Origin of the sequence: Pseudoalteromonas sp. Z1A6 (assembly GCF_011378745.1) — a bacterium.
GTDB classification, from domain to species: Bacteria; Pseudomonadota; Gammaproteobacteria; order Enterobacterales; family Alteromonadaceae; genus Pseudoalteromonas; species Pseudoalteromonas arctica.
In genome coordinates, this window is record NZ_WTKW01000491.1 from 1 (window position 1) to 2,352 (window position 2,352).

Consider the following 2,352-nt stretch of genomic DNA (forward strand, 5'->3'; position numbering starts at 1 on the left):
TCTTATATGGAAATAATTACAACATCTAAACATCCGAGATACTATATGATAAACAAGCAAAAAAATTATTCAATGCTATATAAAGCATTAATTATCGCTCTACCAATACTTACAGCTACTTTTACAAGTAATGTAATAGCGGCTACAAATAAAGTTAACGTTGATGTTAATTTAGATACTAAACATCGTATCGGTAATATTCAAAGTTTCAATCGTGAAAAGTTTATTTCGTTACATTCAGCACCAACTGAAAATGATTGGAATGATGATAGCAAAGGTAATAATGAATTAGATGATTTGATCGGAAAATTCATCAAAGGTTACGACGTATATTTTGGTCGTGATACAGGGTATATGAAAAACCAACTTTTTGGTCAAGCACAAGATAACATCCGTTCAGGTTTTATTGACGAATCAACCGCAACAACTCTAGGGAAAGCAGCAGTAAATACCTTTGAAAAAAGCACTCAGGCCAGATTCGTTAATGGTAGACGTTTTAAAAATAGATCAGAAAATATGGTTGTTGCAGGTCAAGTTCACCCGTATTATCCTGATGGTACTAACATTGGCAATACTGGTTGGGCTTTCTCACAAACAGATACAGCGCAAGAGCCACTTGGTACAGCAACAGGTCACTATATGGGCCAGTTCTTAAAAAATTACTTTGCGCAAAGTAATACTGCAGTAGGTCATCCAAAACCTGCGTTTATAGAGGTAGTTAACGAACCTCTTTACGATCTTAATATCGATCCTAAAGATGGCAGAGCAAAAGCTCCTATTTCTGATATTTTTAGTTACCACACCAGTGTCGCTAAAGAAGTTCGTAAAACAAATAACGAAAAGTTAAATAAAGGCGTTAAAATTGCTGGATATACCACAGCATTCCCTAATTATGATTGGGATAACTTCCAACGCTGGGAAGACAACGATAAATTATTTATCGACACGGGAGGCAAAGATATGGATGTTTTTTCAATTCATTTATATGATTTTCCTACTCACCCACGCGGCGAAGAATATAGACGTGGTAGTAATGTTGAAGCAACCCTTGATATGTTAGAGCAATATTCAACGATTAAGTTTGGTCGAGTTAAACCATTATTAATCTCTGAATATGGTGCTTCGGTGCATTCATTACGTAATAAACCATGGACGCATGTTCGCGATGCTGAAAAATTACGTGGTTATAATGCGTTATTAACACAATTTTTAGAACGCCCTAATGTTATTGCTAAAGCTATCCCATTTATTCCAGTGAAAGCTGAATGGGGTAGACATGGTGATACCGGTTACCCATATGAAAACCGTTTAATGCGTCAAAATTTTGAGAAAGCAGGTCAAACAGGTACACAATGGGTATACACTGATTTAGTGAAGTTTTATCAATTATGGTCGAATGTTCGAGGTACGCATGTTGATAGTTGGGCATCAGATTTAGATATAATGGTTGATGCGTATGTGCAAAATAATAAAGCACACATCATCATGACGAGTTTAGAGTTTGAAGATACTGATATTTCATTGAAAGCATTGGGTATTACGGGTAACTCGGTTAAATCAGTTCAAATAAAAACGTTATCTTACGATAATAATAACCATGCGTTATTGGAAACTAAAAACCTAACGAGTGTGCCAGGTACCGTATTTTTACCGAAAGAAAGTACTAAGATTATGACCATTACTTATCAAAACAAGATAAACATTGATAAAGTAAATCAAGAAACAAAGTATTACGCAACAACTTATAAAAAGCCGATTAAGGCGAATAGTAGTCTATTATTTAATATTAAAAATGTTGAAGTGGGAGCCCAAGGTGAAGCTGTATTACGCTTAGGTATGGGCCGCGCTCATGGTAAGTCTCTTGTTCCAGTTGTAAAAGTGAATGGTGTTACGGTAACAGTGCCAAAAGACTTTAGAGGATATGACCAAAAGAACGGTAAAACCCGTAACGGTCGTGCAAGCTTCTTTGGCGTGATTGAAATCCCTGTACCTCATGACATTTTACAAGGCAGTAACTGGATTAATGTCACCTTTGATGATGCGGGTGGTTTTGCCACAAGTGCAGCTTTACAAGTAATAAACTCAGACGAGAGTATTACGCGTAGACTTTAAATTTCTATTATAAGCAGTTGAGGTAAGTAGTTTAAATAAGCTTTTACTGAACATTAAAATGGTATTCATAAATTATGAATACCATTTTGTTGTTTGTAATACTTACTAAATGCATAACTAGTCGTTAACGCATAAAAAAACTTAAGCATTAATTTTTGAATAAAAAATTTAGATTGGGTGTCTTGTTAATTTTAAGCAGCTTATCTTCAACCCACCCTCGTCGATGCTCGTAAGATTGAC

Annotated in this window: 1 protein-coding gene; it reads left to right on the forward strand. The window is 35.3% G+C overall.

The genetic code is table 11. From position 1 onward, the window contains the following. Positions 1-45: 45 nt before the first annotated feature. Positions 46-2,112: an agarase gene (locus tag GQR46_RS18820; RefSeq protein ID WP_165742068.1), complete on the forward strand. Its 2,067-nt coding sequence runs from the start codon at positions 46-48 to the stop codon at positions 2,110-2,112. Positions 2,113-2,352 lie beyond the last annotated feature (240 nt).

Coding starts and splice junctions, on each gene's coding strand:
- GQR46_RS18820 (WP_165742068.1), top strand. CDS start 46: ATGATAAACAAGCAAAAAAATTATTCAATGCTATATAAAGCATTAATT.